This is a genomic window from Rhodopirellula sp. SH410, from assembly GCF_055811895.1.
This window is the reverse complement of sequence record NZ_CM147949.1, coordinates 7739029-7759877: the sequence shown is the minus strand read 5'-3', so window position 1 is coordinate 7759877 and position 20849 is coordinate 7739029. Positions and strand designations below refer to the sequence as shown.

General features: G+C 54.2%; 18 protein-coding genes. 17 read left to right on the top strand and 1 reads right to left on the bottom strand.

The genetic code is table 11. The features are described 5' to 3' along the window. The first annotated feature begins 122 nt into the window (after nt 1–122). The 5 genes from SH410x_RS28450 to SH410x_RS28430 all read left to right on the top strand — a co-directional run bounded on the left by SH410x_RS28450 (nt 123) and on the right by SH410x_RS28430 (nt 6336). Nucleotides 123–986 (top strand): hypothetical protein, encoded by an 864-nt coding sequence (locus tag SH410x_RS28450; RefSeq protein WP_473673010.1) that lies wholly within the window; start codon nt 123–125, stop codon nt 984–986. Nucleotides 987–1962: 976 nt separating this feature from the next. Then, the gene (locus tag SH410x_RS28445) at nt 1963–2277 is read left to right on the top strand and encodes a hypothetical protein (protein WP_473673008.1); all 315 of its coding nucleotides are present in this window, start codon (nt 1963–1965) and stop codon (nt 2275–2277) included. Beyond that, on the top strand, nt 2258–2944 hold the full coding sequence (locus tag SH410x_RS28440) for a DMP19 family protein (RefSeq protein ID WP_473673005.1): 687 nt from the start codon (nt 2258–2260) through the stop codon (nt 2942–2944). Before SH410x_RS28445 ends, SH410x_RS28440 begins: the two co-directional genes overlap by 20 nt. A gap of 814 nt (nt 2945–3758) precedes the next feature. Further along, a complete protein-coding gene (locus SH410x_RS28435) occupies nt 3759–5060 on the top strand; it encodes an IS630 family transposase (protein WP_473672979.1) in 1302 nt (433 codons plus the stop codon). Between the two features lie 1108 nt (nt 5061–6168). Further along, nucleotides 6169–6336, top strand: a complete 168-nt coding sequence (locus SH410x_RS28430; protein WP_473673003.1) for a hypothetical protein — start codon at nt 6169–6171, stop codon at nt 6334–6336. 68 nt (nt 6337–6404) lie between these two features. On the opposite strand, the gene SH410x_RS28425 is transcribed toward SH410x_RS28430, so the two are convergent. Then, nucleotides 6405–6692, bottom strand: coding sequence for a hypothetical protein (locus SH410x_RS28425; protein WP_473673001.1), 288 nt, complete (start codon nt 6690–6692; stop codon nt 6405–6407). A gap of 335 nt (nt 6693–7027) precedes the next feature. Between SH410x_RS28425 and SH410x_RS28420 the strand changes: the two genes are divergently transcribed. The 12 genes from SH410x_RS28420 (at nt 7028) to SH410x_RS28365 (ending at nt 20713) form a co-directional block, all read left to right on the top strand. Further along, on the top strand, nt 7028–8143 hold the full coding sequence (locus SH410x_RS28420; RefSeq protein ID WP_473672999.1) for a transposase: 1116 nt from the start codon (nt 7028–7030) through the stop codon (nt 8141–8143). A gap of 308 nt (nt 8144–8451) precedes the next feature. Beyond that, complete coding sequence (locus SH410x_RS28415; RefSeq protein WP_473672998.1) at nt 8452–8817, top strand: hypothetical protein; 366 nt, start codon at nt 8452–8454, stop codon at nt 8815–8817. Between the two features lie 171 nt (nt 8818–8988). After that, the gene (locus SH410x_RS28410; protein WP_473672996.1) at nt 8989–9837 is read left to right on the top strand and encodes a transposase; all 849 of its coding nucleotides are present in this window, start codon (nt 8989–8991) and stop codon (nt 9835–9837) included. A gap of 171 nt (nt 9838–10008) precedes the next feature. Continuing rightward, entirely contained in the window at nt 10009–10626 is a 618-nt protein-coding gene (locus SH410x_RS28405) for a HEAT repeat domain-containing protein (protein ID WP_473672994.1), read from the top strand. Between the two features lie 509 nt (nt 10627–11135). Beyond that, complete coding sequence (locus tag SH410x_RS28400; RefSeq protein ID WP_473668613.1) at nt 11136–12110, top strand: tyrosine-type recombinase/integrase; 975 nt, start codon at nt 11136–11138, stop codon at nt 12108–12110. Next, nucleotides 12026–13576 (top strand): IS91 family transposase, encoded by a 1551-nt coding sequence (locus SH410x_RS28395; RefSeq protein WP_473677319.1) that lies wholly within the window; start codon nt 12026–12028, stop codon nt 13574–13576. The genes SH410x_RS28400 and SH410x_RS28395 overlap by 85 nt, the downstream gene beginning before the upstream one ends. A 303-nt stretch (nt 13577–13879) precedes the next feature. Continuing rightward, entirely contained in the window at nt 13880–14095 is a 216-nt protein-coding gene (locus tag SH410x_RS28390; RefSeq protein WP_473672992.1) for a hypothetical protein, read from the top strand. A gap of 561 nt (nt 14096–14656) precedes the next feature. Further along, entirely contained in the window at nt 14657–15193 is a 537-nt protein-coding gene (locus tag SH410x_RS28385) for a hypothetical protein (RefSeq protein ID WP_473672990.1), read from the top strand. Nucleotides 15194–15238: 45 nt separating this feature from the next. Beyond that, the gene (locus tag SH410x_RS28380) at nt 15239–16255 is read left to right on the top strand and encodes a reverse transcriptase domain-containing protein (RefSeq protein ID WP_473677426.1); all 1017 of its coding nucleotides are present in this window, start codon (nt 15239–15241) and stop codon (nt 16253–16255) included. A gap of 291 nt (nt 16256–16546) precedes the next feature. After that, nucleotides 16547–17035, top strand: coding sequence for a hypothetical protein (locus SH410x_RS28375; protein WP_473672988.1), 489 nt, complete (start codon nt 16547–16549; stop codon nt 17033–17035). Between the two features lie 732 nt (nt 17036–17767). Continuing rightward, nucleotides 17768–18157 carry a reverse transcriptase domain-containing protein gene (locus SH410x_RS28370; RefSeq protein ID WP_473672986.1) on the top strand — a complete coding sequence of 130 codons (390 nt, stop codon included), beginning with the start codon at nt 17768–17770 and terminating at the stop codon, nt 18155–18157. Between the two features lie 24 nt (nt 18158–18181). Beyond that, a complete protein-coding gene (locus SH410x_RS28365) occupies nt 18182–20713 on the top strand; it encodes a S1 family peptidase (protein WP_473672984.1) in 2532 nt (843 codons plus the stop codon). The last annotated feature ends 136 nt before the right edge of the window (nt 20714–20849 follow it).

Here is a 20849-nt window from a genome sequence, read left to right as displayed (position 1 = left end):
AAATCGCTTGTCCTCAGCGTCCTTTTTAGGGGAATGCACCCGTTGATGTTGGATTTGAACGCAGCAACGAAGTTATCAATCGATCGCTTGGTTATGCATGGGAAACAATGGTACGTGAGAATGTGATTCAAGCAGTACCAATAGATGAGGATATAAAGGAGGCGTCCATCTTCACTTACCACGCAGTACGTAATCGTCTGACCCAAACTGCAAACGGTGGACTGTTACCGATTGGAATGCCAACGTCCGCAAATCTCGACCCGGCAACGCCGACCGATCAACTCTCGCTAGGCGCGAACGAATATTGCATCAACCATTTGGATTCGGTTGCGGCTCACTTAGTCGTGTCCCAAGCAACCAATTCAATTTGGCTCGGATCGGAACGTGACGATCATGCAGTCAGATGGCTCTATTGCGGTGGGCTTGATCCGGAAATTGCGCATCCGCGCGCAGCAAAGTCTGTGTTCGAAAAAAGTGATGTGTTGCGTTTGCCGAAGTGCGAGTTCATTCCGCCCGTTTTTAATTGCGGGCGTTGCGGGGACAACGGTTCAGTGTGTTACACGGATTCCTACGGCGTAGAGGACTGGATCGTCGGTGCGCAGGGCCGACTGTATCAACTGCTTCTGCTGAGAGATAGTCCCGAAATTGCTTCGCTTCGTCGCCTGCTAAGCGACGTCACGAAGAGAATTGACGGGTGTGCTGACCAAGACCAAACGCTCGCAATCCTTGCTGAACAAGAGCTGCGAAATTCAGCCGCAATCGCTGAAAAAAGGATTACGAAGGATCTCGATAATATTCAACGGTATTGCGATCTCGCTGCATTATATTCGATCCCAATGGCCATGATCGGCAACCAGTCTGGCTTGAGCATTCTGGGCGACATTGGATATTCATTGGCCGCTGGCAGCCGAGTAATCGCAACATCCGCAAAGCATTTACTGGGAGAACGGCACAGATGGCTTAAACTGCGCGAAATCGACCTATAGAATTAGTCTGAAGGATGTGAATTCACAGGAAGGCAGAACCATGATCGAGATAAGGGGCCGCATTGCTGCGGACCCCTCTTTGACTCGTTCCCAGGCACATTCAAGATTGGCCGGGTCAACAATTTGTTCCATGAGGTTCATGGCCACGGTGTCCAAGGCTGGCTTCTCCATGATCGCCGAGTCGACTTGACCTGTGAGGGACTCCGAAGAGCACGGGCCGTTTGCTTCCTCCGCTCCTTTGTGGTTGTCGGAGGTCGGTTCTGTGTGTTTCGGATCGACTGAGTTCATGGATGGTTCTTCCTTGTCAAGAAACGTTCGGTCCTTCCCGTCTCCGCTGGCTGCGAAGAAGTGCGGTACTACGACCTCTGCTGACTTCTGCTCGCACGAGTCGGGTCACCCCGGTCGCCCCGCCTTTCAGGTCAAGCCTTACTCACGGGTACGCTTACAGATCTCCCCGAATAAGGGACGTGAACTTTCGCTGCGCAAGTGCGTCGTCTACAAACGGACCTTGTCGGAAAACGGCTTCGTGGGCCTGGGGCCACTCGCCTCAACATCCGCCTGCCTCCACGACGTTTCTGTTCGTCACCTCGCAGCTTTGGCGAGAATGCGTGCCAGCGACGATTCTTTGCTGGCTTACCGGCCACATTCGCAGGCTTCCTCTCCACGGTCTGTCACCTCGCCGCAGTTGCCTTCGCCTAGTACTTCTTCTTGATCGATTACATTTGGTATGCTGTCCTTCGTTCAAGTTCCGTTTTCTTACAGGGGACTGGCTTCCCGAAGGAAGCGGCACCCCACAAGTTCACGCCCATGTCGGGCGTACGCATGAACCGAAGACGCGGAGTCGAGGTTTTTGAAGTGGTGAGTCGTTCGCCGCGTCTTGGTTATGCCCGCCGTTATTTGATTTAGAGAGCATCATCGCATCGTTCAGAACTCAAGTCCATACAGGCCGCCGATGGACAACGCTGCTGAAGATTCGATGAGCCTTCGTTCAATCTCTACTTCACGCTCGAGGTTGGTCTTGCTCGCAATCGCGACTTGCTACGCTTGGCTCGCCGTGCTCTTTGCCCTATGGCTGCAAGATGGCCTGAACGTGCTGATCCAACGCGAATTTGCAAACCTCCTTAAACTCGCTACATTGCTGGGCACCTTGGTCGTTGCGGTTACCTACTTCCGATTGCAATTCGCTCGCTCAACATACCGTACTGTGGCATACATTTGCGTGCTTGCTGTACTACAAATCGCCGCGATACTCGCGATATCGAACCATACTGTTGATCGCTTCCCGTTTTGACGATCGCCCAACTCGGCAAATAACAATGGATTGCACGAGAGCCGGGCGTCACCTGTTTTTGCAGTTCCAGCCCTTCACGGCCCGGCCACGTGAATCCTCGCGTTATTCCTTTCGAATCATGCTCAGACAATTACGCATTCAATTCGAAGACTGGTTCTACGCTAGACGCGTACCACGACCCCGCGGGATTCCACAAGAGGCTCTCGAGAAAAAAAATCGAGAACTTGCGTGGGATGCATTCAATGAAGCGCGACGATCCCTGGACGAGGCAAAAGGTGGATATGATTCAAAGGTACATTTGCTACCTTCACACTGGCGAATGGTCTACACATTGCTGACACTTGATTCACAGGTCAACAATGGGGGATTTCATCAATTCTTCACGAATGCTGGCGGCGTGTTCGACGAATTCCTTGTTGATGATGTCGGAGCGCTTGGACAGACGCCATTTGCACAACTTATCGAATCTGCGTACCAAGAATACCGAGGCATCGACTACCGTGATCAATGGGAGAACCGTGGTAAGTCATGGGACTACTTCACGGCACCCTACAAAAACGGACGGTTTCGTGACCAAGAAAAAGCGTACTACAAATCAAAACCCGGGTTGACCGAGTTGGTCGGCATGCATGTTCGCCAACACTTTGCGCAATATAGATCGGCATAACCAATAAAGATTTGACTTCGCGTAGACGCGACGGTTGAGTCACTTTCCCTTCAGATTTACTTCGTCCGTCGCAGTTAGAACCGCGAGCGTCTAGCCGAAGTTCAAGTCCTATGTTCTAGAAGCCCGGTGCTTGCCCATTGCCTCTTGAGCTTTGCTTCCTCATCTACCTCCGCTCTTTCTTCCGGTTCGGCTTCGCGGTCAGCAGCCCGCTCGCCTGGAGTCGTCGGCCTCGTATGAGGTTTCTGTTCGTATCCTGGCAGGTCTTGGCGAGAAGACGTCCAGCACGTGTTGTTCGCTGGCTTATCGATCATCTTCGCAGGCTTCCTCCCCACGGTCTGTCACCTCGCCGCAGTTGCTCTCGCCTCGTACTATCTTCTTATGAGCTATCCATCTGGTATGATGACTCCCTTCGAAGGAACCGGAACTAAGTACAGGGGACTTGCACCCCACAAGATCACGCCCATCGTTGGGCGTACTGCACAGGAGCGGCGGTGGCCAGCGAATTCCGAAGTCAACATCAACTCCCGCCGCCCCGTGATGCGGGTCGTTCGTAGACGCTGGTATTTGAAGACTCAAGCCTGTATATGTCAAAGCCATTTTCCCTGTCGCAACTGCTGGTCTCAGTTCTCATATGTGCCATGGTTTTTGCTGGCTACCGTGTTTCACCACACGGCGTAACTGCTGTTGTGGGTGGTGTGTCGGGGTACTTAGGTTTGCGACTTGCTTTGTTCGCCGCATCCAATGACATGACTGCCCGAAGGAAAGTTCGAGCGTACGCTGTTAGTGCCGCCGGAACGAATTGCTCTGGCGTGAAATGCGTTTACAACGGAAACTACGTATCTTTCGCATTTTCACGGAGTGGGACATGTCAGGCAAGGCGGCTAAGGTGCAGGTGACTGAGAAACAAAAGGCGTTGCTCGATGAGTTCGTTGCGGCCAGGTCGACACCGGTTGGCTTGCAGACGCGGAGCCGCATTATTTTGCTTGCTCACGAGGGGAACAACAACGAAGAGATTGAGCAGATTATTGGTTTGGGTCACGATGCGATCGGAACGTGGCGGCGACGCTGGCGAGACAACTGGCCACGGCTGATCAGCATTGAATGTGGCGAAGGCATTGGCCCTTTGAAGAAGGCGATCATTGAGCTGCTCAGCGACATTAAACGCTCAGGTCGACCAGCACGAATTACGTCCGCCCAGCAGGCCGAATTGGCTGCCAAAGCGTGCGAAGATCCGCAGGACTCCGGACGCCCGATTAGCCAATGGAGCAGCGACGAATTGGCCGACCAGATGGGCCGAATCCCAAACGGGTTTGCGATCAGCGGTGGATGGGTGCGTCGGTTACTCGCTCGCATGGACATCCGACCGCATCATCATCAGTACTGGCTGTTCTCGAAAGACAAAACCAAAGATCCGATGTTTGATTTGAAGGTCAATGCGATCTGTGATGCGTATAGCGAAGCGATCGACCTCTATCATCGTCTGGGGGTTCACACGATTTGTATCGATGAGATGACCGGCATCCAAGCGCTCGAGCGGATTGCACGAGACTTGCCGGTCCGGCCAGGCAATGTGGCTCGCTTGGAGTACGAGTACAAGCGACATGGAACGACGGGTTTGTTTGGTAACCTTCACGTGGCAACTGGCAAGATCTGGGCTCCACTGCTTCGCAAGACACGCGGTGAAATCGATATGCTCGAAAACATCAACAATATCATTTGCGAAGGAGGCGAGGACGCGAACTATCGCTTTATCATGGATAACCTCAACACACATTGCAGCGAGACGATGGTGCAGATGATTGCCGCCATAATCGGATACACCCAAGACCTCGGTGTCAAAGGAAAAAGCGGCATTTTAGGATCAACTGAAAGTCGCCGAGAGTTCTTGAGTGACCCGACTCATCGGATTCGCTTTATTTTCACACCTCGCCATTGCTCGTGGCTCAATCAAATCGAGATCTGGTTCGGAACGCTTCGCCGGAAGCTACTTCGCCGGCTGAGCTTTACATCCACGGATCATGTTGAGGACATGATCTTGGCGTTCATTGACTACTACAACACCACGCTGGCGAAACCATATCAATGGACCTATCGAGGCACTATTCTGGCTTCTTGATAAAATGGCGACTTTCCCCGAATCAAGCTACGCCAATTCGTTCCGGCGGCATTAGTGCTCTCTTGCTCGCACTCTTTTACGTTTTATCGATTGGCCCTGTTTCTGCCATTCATGCAGTTCTTCATTTCCACTATCCCGAAAGCTTTCCGGATAGTATCCTTGGCGTTTTCTACCGGCCAATTCGACCGCTGTTTCGTATCCCAATCGTTGGTTACTTATTGAACTGGTACATAAACGCTTGCGTTGTTGGCATCGAATAGGCTCGGGGCAAGGCGGTTAGCGGTGTTCCGCGACGCGCTTGATCGAGGGTACGCTACGAACAACGGCGATGAACCGCAGAAATGTGCGCTCCGCTACGGCGGGTGTGGCTGCGCCATTTTACGCGCCTCCGATACGATCACATTTCGCGGTTATCGCAAACGTTCGTAGACTGAAATATTTTGAACTCAGGCTGTAGTTGCTGATAAAATGACGTTGAACTGTCAGTCCGGAGACGGTGTCCCGTCGCGTTTGAATCGACGCGAACGCATTGTCTATGGAACCGCGTTCTTTGTTTTATTTTCGCTCTTCGTGACTATGGTTTGCTTGCAATTGACCATATGGTTTATCCCTCGCGTATTCCACTGGGTCGGCTTGCTCACCATGCTAGCAGCCGGTGTAGTCGGCGGATTAGCTGGAGTTGGAGTTTCCCATCGGCTTCCGCTCCTCGCTTGTAGACTGAAATCATTCCACTCCGCAACACTCCGCACCGTTCAACGCTCGAATCCAACGCCCGATCCAGGGTGGTCTACGAACAATTGCGATGAACGTGCGGACTGGCAAGGTCTGATTGACTAGCGGGTGTGAATCCCGTCCGGGTCAGTGCTAGCCACACGCCCGGTATCGAGTGTTGCAGCCAACGTATAAGGCGAATCGCCGAAGTCGTTGGTTGAAGCGTACACAGAAAGGCGGTTTCGGTCATGTCGCATTGGACGCCTTTCATTGGCTTGTTCTCACCGTAAGGACACAATGTGTCGTCGTCAGCGGGACATCGGAGATAGCCATCACCTGACGTGATACTCATCGCGATCGCACCACCGCGTGATGAACCAACGATCACATCCGATTGGTGCTCATCGAACTCCGCTTGTGGCGTTGTGACCGCAGCATCGAAATCATCGTCATCAAGTTTCGGATTGATACGGTCCTGACCAGTGTTCTAGAGAAACGTCGGTTTGATGCCACCCATAACGCTGTGCCAGCCGAGCAGGAAGAGGATTTTGATAGGGATCGTTGAGGCTTCACGAAATAAGCATCAGCGGAACCCCTGAAAAGCAGCATTGAGATTGGTCAGGATGCGAATTGTCATCTCTGCGTTGCCTTCACGCAGGCACTCAGCCACAAACGTTCTTCGTCGCTAAGATTCAAGTTCCCTACTTCGCCTGCGACAACCGGATGTCGTGTATTCCATCCAATGTCGCCGCCACGCAGATAAGATTCGCCAGTCTTTCGATCAGAAATGTAAATCCACTGCTCGCCATACCGGTTCTCAAAATAGCCGATATACGTGTTGCCGTCTTCCTGGGAAACAATCGGAGGATCGCCGCTGCCGGCGGCGTGGTGATTGCGAATCGATAACAATGGATCAGACATAAAATCTCCTCTTTAAGGTCAGTGCAATCGGGCAAAAAGGGTCATGTTCGTCTACGGAACTCTCATTGACGAATCCTACTGCAATTCCGCTCGCGACATTCATCCTTTTTACCCTAATTGCTTCGGCCATTAGACGTCCCTTCTCTCTCTGAGGCTCCGATTTCAGTCACTTAGTCTGAAAAGCCGAAAACGGAAGACATTAGGGACACAGCACTTTGTGAAAACGGAAGACATTAGGGACACAGCACTTTGTCGTGTATTTTGACAGCAGCCACGCGAGGGGGTAGTCTGAGTTTGACGCTTGCGGCAGTTTCCCTGAGAATGCGAGGTGTGTGATGTCTCGAATGGCACGGTGCGAGATCTTTGATCCCGACGAGGTAGCGGTGGCACATGTTTACACCCGCGTTTGTCGCAGGTGCTTTCTGTTGGGAGATGACCCGGTCTCGGGTAAAAACTTCGACCATCGGAAGGTCTGGATTGAGGAGTATTTGCAGCAATTCGCTGCTTATTTCGGGGTCGATCTGCTCTGTTTTTCGATTCTGTCGAATCATTTTCATCTGATACTCAGGTCACGACCGGATGTCGTGGCAGCCTGGAGTGATGAAGAAGTGGCCAGACGCTGGCTGATGCTGTGTCCCCAGCGACGTCATGCGGATGGTTCACCGATGACGCCGACGGTTCCTGAGATCAAGTCCATCGCAGGTTGCCCGATCAAGCGAGCGGAAATCCGCAAGCGATTGAGTAGTTTCAGTTGGTGGATGCGGTTGTTGTGCCAGCGTGTGGCAATGCGGGCTAACCGTGAAGACGAGCAAAACGGTCGATTCTTCCAAGATCGGTATCATGCTACTCGGCTGGCTGATGAGTCTTCGCTGCTGGCGTGCGCCGCATATGTGGACCTCAATCCCATCCGGGCTGCGATGGCCGAGACGCTGGAGCAGAGCGATCACACGTCGGTCCAGCGGCGGATCGAGGCGTTTGTGGACGAAGCAGCGGTCGCCAGCGGGTCGGGTGGTAATGCTGCAGACTGTGGTGGGGAGGCTCACGACGGGCGGAGCCGTCGGTCGACCATGGGCGGTGACGGGTTTTTGTCGCCTGTCTTTATTGACGAGCAGTCCGATCCGATTGGGGCGTGCGAGAGTGAATCGGGAAAACGCTGTAGCGACAAAGGCTTTCTGGCGATGCCGACCGAGGATTACCTGGAGTTGCTGGAGTGGACAGCGAGACAGACGGCCCCTGGTAAACGAGGTCGGACACCCGGCGGCTCGCCACCGATTCTAGTTCGGCTGGGCCTGGATACCGCGACTTGGTGTGAACTGGTGAGCGACTTTGGTCGATTGTTCTGCAGTGTGGCGGGGCGTCCTGAGTGTGTCGACTCGATGCGTTGTCATCGGACGCATCGTCGTTATCACCTTCGCCACCGCGCCCGTGAGCTTCTAACTGCCACGGACTAATCCGTCTCGCTCCTCGTTCGGAATGAAGATCCTCGGTTAGGGTTGCCGGCGCAGAGAGGTGTGCGCGCACAGCATCCCAACTGTCGGTTTTCGGGCGAAGATGCAATCCGACTCTCAGTTGCGAACACATTCTGGCGGCGGCAATCGGAATCCCACCCGATAGGTTCGGTCATGCACAACCTGGAAAGGTGCTGTGTCCCTCTGGATCCTTGTGTCCCTCTGGATCCTTATGCTGTAATGCTGCAGACTGTGGTGGGGAGGCTCACGACGGGCGGAGCCGTCGGTCGACCATGGGCGGTGACGGGTTTTTGTCGCCTGTCTTTATTGACGAGCAGTCCGATCCGATTGGGGCGTGCGAGAGTGAATCGGGAAAACGCTGTAGCGACAAAGGCTTTCTGGCGATGCCGACCGAGGATTACCTGGAGTTGCTGGAGTGGACAGCGAGACAGACGGCCCCTGGTAAACGAGGTCGGACACCCGGCGGCTCGCCACCGATTCTAGTTCGGCTGGGCCTGGATACCGCGACTTGGTGTGAACTGGTGAGCGACTTTGGTCGATTGTTCTGCAGTGTGGCGGGGCGTCCTGAGTGTGTCGACTCGATGCGTTGTCATCGGACGCATCGTCGTTATCACCTTCGCCGCCGCGCCCGTGAGCTTCTAACTGCCACGGACTAATCCGTCTCGCTCCTCGTTCGGAATGAAGATCCTCGGTTAGGGTTGCCGGCGCAGAGAGGTGTGCGCGCACAGCATCCCAACTGTCGGTTTTCGGGCGAAGATGCAATCCGACTCTCAGTTGCGAACACATTCTGGCGGCGGCAATCGGAATCCCACCCGATAGGTTCGGTCATGCACAACCTGGAAAGGTGCTGTGTCCCTCTGGATTCACTTGGCGAGCTTAAACTCGACACGGATAGTGAGTTTGGCGACTTGCGGGAAGACGCTGCCTGGAATTCGCTGCTAGAACATCTTTCGTCGCTGGAGTGGGTCAGCTACATCCAACCGCCGCCCTCGGGATCGAGCGGGCCGAGCGACTTGGTGCGTTACCTGACTCGCTACTTAACGGGCGGTCCGATCAGCAATTCACGCGTTGTCGCGGCGGATGAATATGAAGTGACGTTCCTGGCTCGCGAGGGAACCAAGCAGGGCGGTGAGTCAAGGCAAGTTCCGGTGACGCTCACCACACTCGAATTCGTACGTAGTTGGTGCATCCATATCCAGCCTGATCAGCTGACGAAGACACGATACTTTGGTGGTTGGAGCAATAGTCAACAAGCGAGTTACCAGCAGCGTTGCATCGATGACATCAACGCCGCCGAGCTACCGTATGCCGCCGGCGCGATGGAGTTCCCACCCGCGGAACCTGAGGCCACCGAACCAAGATCGACGCAGCCAACGTGCCCGCGTTGCGAGCAGGCGACCCTGCGAGTGGTATCGACGACTCCGCGTCCATCTTGGCGAGAGATATTTTCACGTGGCAGCAAAACGATGCCAGCCTGGTACTCCGGTTCGTTGCAAGGATCAGATCGAGCGTTCTGGGACGGTGCCAATGGTGACGGTTTTTACGACTGGTACCTGAAACATCAGGTAGAAGGTGCATACGCAGTCGCGGCGGTGACGCTGGATCCAGTGAGTGCCCCAAGCAGCCAGACAATGCTCCCAGGACTAGAATTTGGCAGTTACTACGCGATAGAATAGAGCCCGTCGTCGCCACTGCTGCATCACTCGGTACACAACCCCTGCAGTGTGGCGACAAAGTTCAACGCACGATCTATCCGCATGTCAGGCGAGCAGCCCAACCGACAAAGTTGAGCTTTTTCTACGCCTGACATGCGGATAGATCGCAATTCGTTATCCGACTGAAGAGTCATGGCTCAACTCGCAACAGAAATCCAGCGATTCCGCTATTGGGCCGAAACCTATCCCCACCGCCACGGCGAATGGGAATGCGACTTCCCGCACTGGAACGCTCTTTGGGCCTCCGGAATCTCGCTGATTGATTCATGCTCCGATGGTTCCATTGAATCATCTTCCCTACATGATTTGCTTTACGTTTTGGCTCGCGACAACGAATGCGAGCACTTAATCGAGTCCATAGCCAACTATCCAGATCTACTGCGGACCCTTGCTAAGAATGCGATTGATTGCGATGAACCGGATGCGAAATGGCAACTCGCGGTTGCTGTCGGAAACGCACGACTGAATGACGGCGCTGAGCTGATACGTCCCTTTCTTTCTGATGCAGATGAGTATGTTCGACGCCGATCTTTTATGGCATTCGCACCTTTCTCACCGGCTGAAGCTGAAGCCATTGCTGTCGGCAACCTTGACGATGACTACGAATACACTCGGATCGCTGCGCTCAACGTTCTCCACCTGATACAATCTTCACACCTGCCTGAGGCGCTTGATCGGCTGATTGCAGACCCAAACAAGTACGTCCGTTCCTACGTTAACGATCTGCTTACGTCTAAAACGGGCGAATAACAATGCCGTGCACGCGGAGCACGGCTTGCGCGTTTTCACAAAATTGAAAGTCGTCTCTCCGTGCCCGGTGACGGCAACCGTTGAACTTAATCGAATTGCTCCTGTGCAGCTTGGGGTATTCAGCTTTCAGATGACTGGCCGCATCCCTGCGGGCGGAGGGCTGGCATCCATGCCAGCCAAGAACTGAAGTGATGAGCTACGCTCGCTGTTTTCTTTTTTCTTTGGGATACCGGTGCTGGAAATCGGGCGTCTCCGCTGATGTGATTCTCACCCAGCGTTTCAAGGCAAGCATGTTACGTCGACAACATCAAAGCGGTGAGATGTGGCGTGAGCAAGGACTTCGGTGTCGGGCCGGTTGTAGGGGATGGGAGCGACACCTATTTCGTCCGTTTAACGATTAAAGTGATTAAAGAGGTTGCGCTTCTTGTGACGGCAACTGTACTGGGGCTCCTGCTTGACCACTCCCACTTCGGGAGCTGGCAAGTTGCCTACCTACTGGAATACCCAGCATGACTCCGTACCAGAAACGCCTTTGCCCACTCACGCAGCGACTCGCCGAGGATATGAAGATTCGCCATATGGCGGGCGCGACGATCGATGCTTACACCTACCACGCCAAACGGTTTGGTGACTTCATTAAAAAGCCCCTGGACCAGGCAACCCCGGAAGACGTTAGAAGCTTCCAGCTTTACCTGATCGAAAACAAGAATCTCGCATATAGCAGCTTCAACCAAGCCGTTTGTGCCTTACGGTTTCTCTACACCCATTCGATCCGTGTCCCATGGCCGGTCTCCATGGTGCCGTTTGGGAAGAGCCCTAAGACGTTGCCTGTGGTCCTCAGCCGCAGAGAAGTCAACGAGCTGCTCACGTGCACCAAGAACCTCAAACAACGAACCTTCCTGACGACGCTCTACGCGACCGGGATGCGGTTCTCCGAAGCCGCCAATCTGCGACTGGTCGACGTCGACTCGCAGCGGATGCAGATTCACATCCGCCACGGCAAGGGAGGCAAGGATCGACAAGTGCCGCTCTCACCGAGACTCTTGACCGAGCTGAGAGATTACTGGCTGATCTACAAACCGAGCATTCTCTTGTTCCCCGGCAACCTGCCGGACCGTCCTTACAACCACACGTCGATTCTCAAGGCGATCAAGCACTCGGCCAGTATGGCGAAGCTTCGCAAACGCATCTCGCCGCACACGCTTCGTCATTCCTACGCGACGGGGCTACTCGAAGCGGGTGTAGACTTGCTGACGATCAGCAAACTACTTGGCCACGCGAGTTTCGTCACGACAATGATCTATTTGCATTGCCGACGAGAGCACATGATCTCGACGCCCAGTCCACTGGACTGGTTGCCCGTGCAGCAACTGCCGACGTATCAACCACCCGCGGAGAACTGCCAGCCGGAGACCAGCGAGACGCCCAAGGAGGAACCGGCCAACGAACCGGAGAGCAAGCCGCCTGGCGATCCAGCCGAGTAACGGCAGAAAACAAGAAACTCAGCGTTGCTCAAATCATTCGACTCGGTGCGGCTGAGTACGTCGCCGAGTATCGTGATCGCGGAGCATGTTACCACGTGCAGAGTGTGTTGGCCAAGCTATCGCTGTGCCGCACCTCTGTTCTGGGCGGACACAAGTACCAGTGCGACAACTGCGAGTCGACTTGCCATGTTTACAATTCGTGTGGTGACCGGCACTGCAATCAGTGCAGCGGCAGCAAACGATACGACTTTGCCGAGCGGGCTGGCAAGCTGCTGCTCGATGAAGTGGACTACTACCAAGTCGTGTTCACATTGCCGAGCCAGCTTTCGCGGTTGGCGCTCAGTAATCGCGAGTCACTCGCCGACCTGCTGTTCCGATCGGCCTGGAAAAGTCTTCGAAAAACAATCCGCAGTGAACAGGGCTATGATCCTGCGGCGATCTTGGTGTTGCACACGTGGAACCAAAAACTGGAAGCCCACTGGCACGTCCATGCGTTAGTCCCCGGGGCGGGACCGGGCGTTAAAAACAGCGGTTGGCAGATCAGCACGGCACCGCCACAGTCCAACAACAGCGACAGTCACTACTTGGTCGATGCGATCAATCTCCGCGCCTCATTTCGTAAGTTTGCGATCTCGCACTTGGAACGGTTGCGGGAGCGTGGCGAACTCAAACTCGACACAGACAGTGAGTATGGTGACTTGCGAGAGGCTGCTGCCTGGGATTCGCTAATCGAACATCTCTCATCGCTGGAGTGGGTCAGCTACATCCAACCACCACCATCGGAATCGAGTGGTCCGAGCGACTTGGTACGCTACCTGACGCGTTACTTGACCGGTGGACCGATCAGCAATTCACGCATCGTCACCGCAGACGAACACGAAGTGACATTCATGGCTCGTGAGGGAACGAAGCAGGGCGGAGAGTCAAGGCAAGTTCCGGTGACGCTGTCGACACTTGAATTCGTGCGTAGTTGGTGCCTCCATATCCAGCCCGATCAACTGACGAAAACAAGATACTTTGGCGGTTGGAGCAACAGTCAACAAGCGAGTTACCAGCAGCGTTGCATCGATGACATCAACGCCGCCGAGCTACCGTATGCCGCTGGCGCGATGGAGTTCCCACCCGCGGAACCTGAGGCCACCGAACCAAGATCGACCCAGCCAACGTGCCCGCGTTGCGAGCAGGCGACCCTGCGAGTGGTATCGACGACTCCGCGTCCATCTTGGCGAGAGATATTTTCACGTGGCAGCAAAACGGTGCCAGCCTGGTACTCCGGCTCGTTGCAAGGATCAGATCGAGCGTTCTGGGACGGTGCCAATGGTGACGGTTTTTACGATTGGTACCTGAAACACCAGGTAGAAGGTGCATACGCAGTCGCGGCGGCGACGCTGGATCCAGAGAGTGCTCCAAGCAGCCAGGCAATGCTCCCAGGACTAGAATCCGGTAGTTACTACGCGATAGAATAGAGACCGTGGTCGTCACCGCCGCATCACTCGGTACGCGAGCCCAGCAGTGTGGCGACAAAGTTCAACGCACGATCTATCCGCACGTCAGGCGAGCACCCCAATCGGCAAAGCCGGGATCTTTCGACGCCTGGCATGCGGATAGATCGCAATTCGTTCCCCGACATGTAACGTTCGATCGTGAATCCATACCAAACGCCATCTGTTACATCGAAGAGCGGCGAATTACGTACGCGCCGATTCCTTCTACTGTCGATCGCATCTTTCCTTTTGGCAGCGATTGTTTCCGCGCCCGGGATGTCGCTTATGACCGCAAACGCAACGCGACCGATGCCAGCGGGCACGCGATACGCAACTTACGATGCCGAATTCTCGATACTTGGTTTTGATGTCGACCCATCATCGTTTATCGGCGTCTCCCTGGCACTTGGATTGATGTTGCTCGCCCTGTCATTGGCCTTCGCCTACCGCTGGCACAGAAGTCGCCTCCCGCACCACGCGACACAAACGCCACACAACTGAGCAGTTCATGATCGCAGCACGGACGAAGTGGCTCGAACTGCGCGGACATCGAGTGATGATTTGAATTGCGCAACCCCGATACCGTAGAATCGATCTAGATTCTGACCTCCGAACGAGCGGGGAACCAAGTGGTGCACGTGCGGACTGGCAAGGTCTGATTGACAAGCGGGTGTGAATCCCGTCTGGGTAAGTGCTAGCCACACGCCCGGTATCGAGTGTTGCAGCCCACGTATAAGGCGTGTTGCCGAAGTCGTTGGTTGAAGCGTACACAGAAAGGTAGTGAGGGTGAATGGATCACAGGTAGCCCTGTGACCGTGAACGGGATTAGCTCCGAAATTTTGTAACTGTTGAATCTGCCCAAGGTTTGTGCATGCCTTAAGGCAACATTGCTCACAGCGTCACTGGCAAGCTGTGAGTGGAGATCCGGAGTCGGCGCCCCGCTCGCGCTACACACTATGTCAATCAGGCAACCAGTGAGGCCCTGAGGTTCTTGATCGATTCGCGACTTCCGATCTCGATCGATCGAGTATGTCCTAGAAGTGGAATAAGCAACGAAGACAAATGACTTTCAGGGAATCGGACGATCCAGTAGTACCGCAGCGGCCCGAATGCCAATCGGGACGCGACATGCCGAGTAATATCGGAGCAGGGAAGCGGATCGGGATGACACGCGGTCCAGACCGGGCACCGACCGTACTCAGTGACGGAGACTCGGTGCTAACCCGGCTGGATCGCATCTCTCAAAGAGCGAAGGCGAACCACGAAGGGGTTTTTAACAACCTCTTTTCGCTGCTCACTCATGAGCTGTTGTGGTACGCCTTTCGCCGACTCAAACGAGGCAAAGTGCCTGGTGTCGATAACGTCACGGTGGAAGAGTACGAAGCAGATCTCGAAGCGAACCTTCGCGGTCTACTCACGCGACTCCATCGAGGATCGTACCGCCCGCAGCCGAGCTTGCGAAAGAACATCCCCAAGGGGAATGGGAAAACGCGACCGCTCGGTATCGCTTGCGTGGAGGACAAACTTGTCCAACGCGCAGTCGTGATGATCCTGGAACAAATCTACGAAGTGGATTTTTACGATGCTTCGTATGGTTAGGAACGCGGGATCAATAACTGGCGTAGTGGATCTTGTTAAAGATCCATCCAGAACAGGATCTTTAACAAGATCCACTACGGTAAACCCGTCACTTATTGTTCATGGCATCCTTACCGTCCAGGCAAATCTTGTCACGAGGCATTGTCGACGCTGGGAGGATTCATCGCCACGCGGAAAGTAAACTGGATCAGTGATGCTGACATCAAGGGATTCTTTGATAACGTGTCACACCAGCACCTCGAAGAGCTACTGCGACGACGCATTAGCGATCCGAAGTTGCTGCGGCTGATCGTACGTTTTCTGAAAGCAGGGGTGATGATCGAAGGCCGGTTGCAGGCCACCGAAGACGGCGTTCCGCAAGGAGCCAGTCTCTCACCGCTGCTCGCCAATGTGTATTTACATTATGTGTTGGATGAGTGGTTCGAGCGTGAAGTCAAACCGCGACTCAGAGGAGAAGCGGAAATCATTCGCTTCGCTGATGATTTTGTGTGTTGTTTTGAGCTCGAAACCGATGCGATGAGATACCAAGCGGTGTTGCCTAAGCGACTGGGCCGTTACTCGTTGTCAGTCGCCGAGGAGAAAACCAAGTTGATCCGGTTCGGACGTTTTGCACGTCGCGATCACCAGCGACGTGGCGAAGGCGCGCCGAGCACGTTCGACTTCCTCGGATTCACTCATTACTGTGGCCAGTCGCGTGCAGGGAAGTTCAAACTGAAGCGGAGAACGTCAGGCAAGAAACTTCGTGTGAAGTTGATGGAGATGCGTCTGTGGTTTCATCATCAGCTGTCGACACCGGTCGGCGAGATGCGGCAAACGCTTAACATGAAACTTCGCGGTCATTATCAGTACTACGGCATCAATGACAATTGGCCGATGCTGATGGCGTATCGTAGCAAGGTTCGTCGGATGGCGAAGCGTCACTTGAGCCGTCGGAGTCAGAATAGCTATGTGAACTGGGACGATTTCAATCGCTTCACGGAACTTCATCCCTTGGCGGGGCCGACCAAATTGAAGGACCTGATCGCGATGAACCGTGAGTTGCTGAGTGCGAGGGACAAGTGACATCTGGGAGCCGGATGCTGTAACGCGGCACGTCCGGATCTGCGAGGGGCCGAGGGTCAATGCGGCAAGGTTCAAATATTGTGACACCACAACGGGAAACCAGTGGCAAACAGTGAACACAAAGAGTAACCTAAACCAAAGAGACCCCGGTCTACTCTCCCGAAGTCGCGGGTAGCGCCCTTTGAAATGGAAACCACATTGCCGCGACTCGGTCATCGCGGCCGTTCTGCTATTTAGAATGAGTAAGTTGCAGCATTGAATCCGTACACGCCGCCAGGGGATCCACAAGCGATGTCGATTCGAACGGACGGCCCTTCGCTGACGAACGCAGCGCAGACCGCGTGGATAGCCACTGGGTGCTCACTTTTCGGGATGGCGTTCATCACCGCATTGGGAATTGAGAAATCTGTTGCGAGCCTGCTCGTTTCCGATGATTCATACATTGCGTCCTTTGCAGTGACGGTGCCCGTCACTGCGTTCGTTGCGATGGGCGTCGCCACGGGGTGGTGGTTTCAATCAACGCGAATTTCCTGGGTTGCAACTTTCCTACCGCTTTTATGTTTCTCAGCGCTGCTCTGGATTGCGGACATTGCGCACGATTTCGGCGAGGGAGACCAACTAATCGGCTACCTTGGACTTGGAACGTTGCTTGGCGGTATATGCGGTTCTCTTGCGTTCACAGTTCAGAATCCGTACACTCGATTGCTGATCGCGATCGTTCCACACGTCTTGTTTGTTGCCGGATATCTTACCGCCCTCAATGCGATGGCGCATTCGTAACCCCGAAAGCAGAACAATCGAATGCACGTGCGGACTGGCAAGGTCTGATTGACAAGCGGGTGTGAATCCCGTCTGGGTAAGTGCTAGCCACACGCCCGGTATCGAGTGTTGCAGCCAACATATAAGGCGTGTTGCCGAAGTCGTTGGTTGAAGCGTACACAGAAAGGTAGTGAGGGTGAATGGATCACAGGTAGCCCTGTGACCGTGAACGGGATTAGCTCCGAAATTTTGTAACTGTTGAATCTGCCCAAGGTTTGTGCATGCCTTAAGGCAACATTGCTCACAGCGCTACCGGCAAGCTGTGAGTGGAGATCCGGAGTCGGCGCCCCGCTCGCGCTACACACCATGTCAATCAGGCAACCAGTGAGGCCCTGAGGTTCTTGATCGATTCGCGACTTCCGATCTCGATCGATCGAGTATGTCCTAAAAGTGGAATAAGCAACGAAGACAAATGACGCTCAGGGAATCGGACGATCCAGTAGTACCGCAGCGGCCCGAATGCCAATCGGGACGCGACATGCCGAGTAATATCGGAGCAGGGAAGCGGATCGGGATGACACGCGGTCCAGACCGGGCACCGACCGTACTCAGTGACGGAGACTCGGTGCGAACTCGGCTGGATCGCATCTCTCAGAGAGCGAAGGCTGACCACGAAGGGGTTTTCAATAACCTCTTTTCGCTGCTCACTCATGAGCTGTTGTGGTACGCGTTTCGCCGACTCAAACGAGGCAAATGCCTGGTGTTGATAACGTCACGGTGGAAGAGTATGAAGCAGATCTCGAAGCAAACCTTCGCGGTCTACTCACACGACTCCATCGAGGATCGTACCGCCCGCAGCCGAGCTTGCGAAAGAACATTCCCAAGGGGAATGGGAAAACGCGACCGCTCGGTATCGCTTGCGTGGAGGATAAACTTGTCCAACGCGCAGTCGTGATGATCCTGGAACAAATCTACGAAGTGGATTTTTACGATACTTCGTATGGTTACCGTCCAGGCAAATCTTGTCACGAGGCATTGTCGACGCTGGGAGGATTCATCGACACGCGGAAGGTAAACTGGATCAGTGATGCTGACATCAAGGGATTCTTTGATAACGTGTCACACCAGCACCTCGCCGACTGAAGATGAACGCGATTCACAACTTCAATGACTATCTGGTGTTTGAGGACGATAACCGTGGTCTTCAGTGGGACGATGGGCATACAGCGTACGTTGCGACAGCCAATATCTGGCACCACCTTCGACCACATCACTCAAAGTTGCAGTTTCATGAGATCGTACAACGTCACTTTTCGACTCACTTGGTATTTGGGACTTCTTCTGATCACGGCAACGGCCTCCCTCAAAACAGAGCGGGTGCATGCTGACGATGCAAAACGGATCGACGCATCCGGAAAGACGAAGTTAATCTCTGCCGCGATGGAGTCCTCATTAGAAGGCTTGCCAAAACTTTACCAGTCAGTCAGCGAGTCGATCGTGCGCATCGAATGGGCTGACAACGGTGACAACATAATAAACTCGACCGGCGTCATCGTATCATCTGACGGGTATATTTTGCGGCCGTGTGGTGCCCTATCGAATGAGGTAAAAGTCCATTTGAGCGATGGCCGAACCGTCACCGCAGAGCCTGCGGGTTGGTCGGTGGAATGGAATTTCAGTGTTATGAGGATCAAAGAAGAGGGCCCGTGGCCGGCGATCCAATTGGGGTCGACCAAGGATTTGAAGGCCGGAGAACCTTGTCTGGTGATCGGTTACACACCGCGCGGCGATACGAAATTTGATTCGTCACCGACGGCAAGGTTCGGGTTCATTGACCGTAGCGTGCCAAACCGCTGGTTCACAACAACCTGTTTTCCGGGTTTCTTCGAGGATGCTGCCGTCATTGACATGGACGGCCGGTTACTCGGCATTGACACCGGTTTCGTCAACGACCAGAGCTACGTGACCGCAGTGGATCAATTTCTTGCCAATCGCGATGAACTTTTCGCTGGAAAGAACCTCGATTGGATTCGATATCCGCCCAACCCGGACTCGATCTACCGCATTAACGCCGGAGACCACCCTGAGATGCTTCGAGGGAGAAAGACGGAGGATGTCCTTGGTCCAGGCAAAGCACCTGCCTCAACGGCAGATGCCCAATTGTCGAAGGCAAAAGAAATTGCAAAGGAATCGACGGTGCGGCTGATATCGAAAGATCGACTCGCTTATGACGGAGTACACTACGACCGGTGGAGCGGGGTGATCGTATCGGAGGACGGCTACGTCCTGACATGCGGACACACCTCTCAGTTGCCGGGAGAGCGAGTGACAGTCTGCCTATCGGACGGGCGCGATCTTGACGCAGTCACGCTAGGTACGAATCTGATTTCCGATGTTGGACTCGTAAAGATCACGTCAACAGGCTCCTGGCCATTTGCGGAGATCGCCGATACGTCGTCATTGAATCCGGGTGATCCACTGGTTGCCTGCGGCTATCCGGCTATCGATGGACGGACCCGTCAGTTCTTAAAGGGCAGAACACCTGTCATCAGGTCAACTGCGGTCAAACTGCAGAGCTTTTTAATGTGGAGTCCCGAACTAACTACGGAATACTTCACTGGTAACGGTGGCATGTCCGGAGGCGGAATCTTTAACCAAAAAGGTCAGTACGTCGCCGTACTAAACAATCTTGCCGGAGGTGTCCGATCGGAAGTCGCCAAGGTGCAATGGGATGACTTGAAACAGATTGAGTCGATTGACACCGCGACTGGAGTGCCTCATCCGCTTCGAAGGCGATTCGTCGCTCCGAGCAAGGCAGTTGCCCAGTCGGTTGTGGAAGTACTGGTTGATTCTAAGCCTGTCAGCATCGGAACCATCGTTGACGCTGGCGGATGGATTCTCACCAAGGCGAGCGCTCTGGACGGGGAGGTGAGTTGCCGATTGGCCGACGGGTCAATCGTCGACGCCGACAAACGGGCAGAGTCACAAGAGAATGACCTCGCCTTGTTGAAGATTGACGTCGTCGGCCTTGTGGACGTCGAATTTTTCGACAATGAGCCACCATCCATGATGCAAATCCTCTGCGGAGTTGGTCCTGATCAAGTTCTTCAACCGGGAATCGTCTCTATCCAAACGCGTGCGATCCCACCCGAACCCGCTTGGACGGGTGACTCCACCGTCGATACGCAAGATGGAGTGAAGATTATTCGTTTGGGTGGCGGATGGCGAAACAAAATTAACCTGAGTACCGAAGGAACAAAGCTTGAACGCAACGACATCATCGTTTCCATCAACGCCCACGCAACTCCGAACATTGCAAGATTAACTCAAATATTAGCATCCAATTTTAAAGACTACTGCACCGGTGATTTGGTATCAATCGCACTTCTTCGAAAGGGAGCGCCCATGGAAGTGCGAACACCTTTACCACGTGCGAGCGTGGAAAAATCTTGGATGATAGGCAAGCACGATTCACCGAGGCGATCCGGCTTCAATGCAGTCTTCGATACTGATATCCAACTTCTCCTGCACGAGGTCGGCTGCCCCGTCATTGACGTGGAAGGTCGCATTCGTGGCATCGCGATCGCCAGTCGAGGCCGTACCGAACGACAACGTGGCCCGACGTCCGTGCTACCGAGTCGCGTCATTGCTCGTGTGACCAAGCAGCTGATGGCCGAGGTAAACTCGAAAGGAAGATAACGGGACAACGAAGATAACGGGTCAGCTCTGAATGCCGCGTGTTTTAGCTTTAAGTTCTTCATGCCGCTGACCTTCGAGCGGCGTGGCGTGGGCGTTTCATCGTGGGATATGGCTTGGGCCTGCGTTTAATTTCGCG

Coding starts and splice junctions, on each gene's coding strand:
- SH410x_RS28425 (WP_473673001.1), bottom strand. CDS start 6,692: ATGTCTGATCCATTGTTATCGATTCGCAATCACCACGCCGCCGGCAGC.
- SH410x_RS28390 (WP_473672992.1), top strand. CDS start 13,880: ATGACCGCAAACGCAACGCGACCGATGCCAGCGGGCACGCGATACGCA.
- SH410x_RS28370 (WP_473672986.1), top strand. CDS start 17,768: ATGCCTGGTGTTGATAACGTCACGGTGGAAGAGTATGAAGCAGATCTC.
- SH410x_RS28400 (WP_473668613.1), top strand. CDS start 11,136: ATGACTCCGTACCAGAAACGCCTTTGCCCACTCACGCAGCGACTCGCC.
- SH410x_RS28405 (WP_473672994.1), top strand. CDS start 10,009: ATGGCTCAACTCGCAACAGAAATCCAGCGATTCCGCTATTGGGCCGAA.
- SH410x_RS28375 (WP_473672988.1), top strand. CDS start 16,547: ATGTCGATTCGAACGGACGGCCCTTCGCTGACGAACGCAGCGCAGACC.
- SH410x_RS28435 (WP_473672979.1), top strand. CDS start 3,759: ATGCGTTTACAACGGAAACTACGTATCTTTCGCATTTTCACGGAGTGG.
- SH410x_RS28410 (WP_473672996.1), top strand. CDS start 8,989: ATGCACAACCTGGAAAGGTGCTGTGTCCCTCTGGATTCACTTGGCGAG.
- SH410x_RS28420 (WP_473672999.1), top strand. CDS start 7,028: ATGTCTCGAATGGCACGGTGCGAGATCTTTGATCCCGACGAGGTAGCG.
- SH410x_RS28365 (WP_473672984.1), top strand. CDS start 18,182: ATGACTATCTGGTGTTTGAGGACGATAACCGTGGTCTTCAGTGGGACG.
- SH410x_RS28385 (WP_473672990.1), top strand. CDS start 14,657: ATGACTTTCAGGGAATCGGACGATCCAGTAGTACCGCAGCGGCCCGAA.
- SH410x_RS28445 (WP_473673008.1), top strand. CDS start 1,963: ATGAGCCTTCGTTCAATCTCTACTTCACGCTCGAGGTTGGTCTTGCTC.